Here is a 2263-nt window from a genome sequence, read left to right as displayed (position 1 = left end):
GTTAGCGTGAGTCATGAGTGGGTCTTCTCGGGCAGGTCGGTGGTGTAGGAACTTCCATCCTGCGGGAGAGGCCCACTCGTCTCATCTCAGCCCGTACCCCGTGGCAAGAACCTCATGACCCACAACACCTAGACAGGCGCCGCGGACACGATAGGCGGGGGCCGCGCACAGGTCCCCCGGTGTGCCCCGCTCCCACGGCATGACGGCGGGGGGCGGCGCGCGTCACACACCGGACCGGACTTGACGTGGGTCACATCCAGAGAGTTACCTAATGATCGTTCAGTAATTCTCTGCGCCGCCGCGCCGGCGCGCCCGTGCCGGCAGGGAGGCCCGCCCATGACCGAGACCGCCCACCACCCCATGCTCGCCGAGGACCGCGTGGCGCGGTGGCTCGGCGTCACCCTGGAGGCCGCCGAGAAGGACCACGCGCGCATCCGGATGACGCTCACCGAGGACCAGCACAACGGCTTCGGCCTGGCCCACGGCGGCGCCGTCTTCGCGTTCGCGGACACGTGCTTCGCGCTGACCTGCAACGACCCCGCCTCGGACGGCTCCACCCTCACCGTGGCCTCCGGCGTGGACGTCAACTTCCTCGCGGCCACCCGCGCCGGGCAGACCCTCGTCGCGGAGGGCCGCCTGGTCGCCGCCGCCGGCCGCTCGGCCGTCTATGACATCACCGTCACCACCGACGACGGCACCCCGGTGGCCGCCTTCCGTGGCCGCTCCCGCACCATCCCCGCCCCCGGACGCTGACCGACGGGCGCACCCGCCGGTGCGCCGCCGTCGTCGACCGCCGCCCGACCCCGCATCCCCAGGAGAACGCCATGCTCAAGGCCTCGATCCCCAACCCGTACACGCCGGCACCCCTGCCCGCCCCCGCCGACCGCGGGGCCCCGGACCCCGAGGAGACGATGAGCCGGGACCAGATCGAGGCGCTCCAGTTCGAACGCCTCCGCTGGACCCTGCACCACGCCTACGAGAACGTGCCCGCGTACCGCGAGCACTTCGACACCCACGGCGTCCACCCCTCGGACTTCACGGAGCTCGGGGACCTCGCCAAGTTCCCGTACACGGACAAGGAGTTCCTGCGGAAGAGCTACCCGTTCGGCGCGTTCGCCGCCACGGGCCCCGAGCTGCGTCGCATCCACGCCTCCTCCGGCACCACCGGCCAGCCCACCGTGGTCGGCTACACCGACGACGACCTGGCCACGTGGGCCACCCTCGTCGCCCGCTGCTTCCGCGCCGGCGGCATCCGCCCCGGTGACCGCGTGCACAACGCGTACGGCTACGGCCTGTTCACCGGCGGCCTGGGCGCCCACTACGGTGCCGAGCGCATCGGGGCGGCCGTGATCCCGATGTCCGGCGGGCAGACGGAGAAGCAGGTGCAGCTGATCACCGACTTCCAGCCGCGCGCCATCCTCTCCACGCCCACCTACCTGTTGACCATCGCGGACGGCTTCAAGAAGCTCGGCCTGGACCCCCGCGAGTCCTCCCTCGAGGTCGCGATCCTCGGCGCGGAGCCGTGGACCGAGGAGATGCGCCGCGAGATCGAGCAGACCTTCGACCTCGACGCCCTGGACATCTACGGCCTCTCCGAGGTCATGGGCCCGGGCGTGGCCGGCGAGTCCGCGGCCACCAAGGACGGCTCCCACATCTGGGAGGACCACTTCCGCCCCGAGATCATCGACCCGCTCACGGACGAGGTCCTCGAGACCGGCCGCCACGGCGAGCTCGTCTTCACCTCGCTCACCAAGCAGGCGCTGCCGATCATCCGGTACCGCACCCACGACCTCACCCGCCTGCTGCCGGGCACCACGCACCCGGGCCACCGCCGCATGGGCCGCATCACCGGCCGCTCGGACGACATGATCATCCTGCGCGGCGTGAACCTGTTCCCGTCGCAGATCGAGGAGCTGGCCCTCAAGGAGCCGGCCCTGTCGCCGCACTTCACCCTCGAGATCACCCGCCCGGACCGTATGGACCAGATGGCCGTGAACATCGAGCGCCGTGATCATGCGTCCCTCGAGGAGGCCCAGGCCTGCGCGGCGCACCTGCGCATGGAGATCAAGACGAAGATCGGCTCCTCGTGCGTGATCAACGTGGTGGAGCCGGAGTCCCTGGCCCGCTCCTCCGGCAAGCTCAAGCGGATCTACGACCTGCGCGACCAGGCCTGATCCCGTCCCCGCGGCCGATCCCGACGCCGGCGTGCCCGGTAGAGTGGACCGGTGCGCCGTCGTCGTCGGCGTCCGCCCGCCCCTGAAGG

At 71.2% G+C, this 2263-nt stretch carries 2 protein-coding genes; both read left to right on the top strand.

Annotated features, from left to right (window positions below; genetic code table 11):
• Positions 1 to 336 precede the first annotated feature (336 nt).
• Positions 337 to 753, top strand: a complete 417-nt coding sequence (locus tag J1M40_RS10600) for a PaaI family thioesterase (protein ID WP_020624995.1) — start codon at positions 337 to 339, stop codon at positions 751 to 753.
• A gap of 71 nt (positions 754 to 824) precedes the next feature.
• Positions 825 to 2174 (top strand): phenylacetate--CoA ligase family protein, encoded by a 1350-nt coding sequence (locus J1M40_RS10595; protein WP_144825815.1) that lies wholly within the window; start codon positions 825 to 827, stop codon positions 2172 to 2174.
• Positions 2175 to 2263: the final 89 nt, after the last annotated feature.

The sequence above is a fragment of the Micrococcus sp. KRD026 genome, from assembly GCF_017168445.1.
Taxonomy (GTDB): Bacteria; Actinomycetota; Actinomycetes; order Actinomycetales; family Micrococcaceae; genus Micrococcus; species Micrococcus luteus.
This window is presented reverse-complemented; position numbering and strand designations above follow the sequence as displayed.